This window comes from Pseudoalteromonas sp. Z1A6, assembly GCF_011378745.1.
Lineage (GTDB): Bacteria > Pseudomonadota > Gammaproteobacteria > Enterobacterales > Alteromonadaceae > Pseudoalteromonas > Pseudoalteromonas arctica.
In genome coordinates this window covers 1-895 of sequence record NZ_WTKW01000653.1, presented here as the reverse complement: position 1 = coordinate 895, position 895 = coordinate 1, and the positions used below count along the sequence as shown (strand labels likewise).

Below are 895 nucleotides of genomic sequence, written 5' to 3'. Positions count from 1 at the left end.
TCATTCTAATTTTGTGGTTTGTCTGAATTGGGACGATTTACTTTCATATGAAGACTCAGTGAAAGCCCCCGTTGAAAGTATTTTCTTTACCGCAACAGGTGAGTGTATTTCTGACAACTCAAGTTCAGACAAATTTACCAATTATCAAAATATAAGCAAAGTTTTTCAATTAATACAAAAACTGGCTAATGATACTGAAGGTGGAGAACGAACTATATTTTATGAAAGACCCTTAACTTTTGATTTTACACTGTCAGAATCTGACTTAGAGCACGCTGTTGATCTTGAGGTATTAAATAAAATACTAGATAAAGATTTACATAAAGAAGCAATTACTTGTTTGCTTTGCAAGGAGTTGGTGAGTTTCTTAAAAGATGTTGATGTTAAAAAACGTTTTAGTTATTTGATACAACACTTGAGTTCGTTAATATTTAATGTCCAACTGAGCTACCAAGGTTATGTTGAAAACTATACCTTTGATAAAGTCAGAAAAGAATATCAAGAAAAACGTTCTGAATACACTAATAAAGTTTATGATAAATTTGATAGTGTTGCGACGAAACTATTATCCCTGCCTGCTGGTATTTGGTTTGCAACAACACAGATTGAGCCAAGTACCTTTGGTAGTATGGAGTTTGCAAAAAATGTGACGGTGTTAGTCACAGTAGCTTCTCTTGTCGTTATCTTAGTATTCAGCCTATACAGCCAGTACTCAAATTTAGAAATGCTTAAAAAAGAATATGTTAGTTTATTTGATCAACTAGCAGTAAATTTTGAAGATGAAGCTGCTGATATTCGCAAAGCAAAAGAAGAGATTTTAAGTGCAGAAACAAAAGTGCTATTAAAATTAGGCTTTTCTATATTTATTGCACTTGTTTTATTTGGCTTAACTTTT

The 895-nt window shown here is 32.1% G+C and carries 1 protein-coding gene; it reads left to right on the top strand.

Features of this window, described 5'->3' with window-relative positions; translation table 11 throughout:
- Nucleotides 1–58: 58 nt before the first annotated feature.
- The coding region (locus GQR46_RS20145) for a hypothetical protein (protein WP_165742302.1) at nt 59–895 on the top strand (837 nt) is incomplete at its 3' end.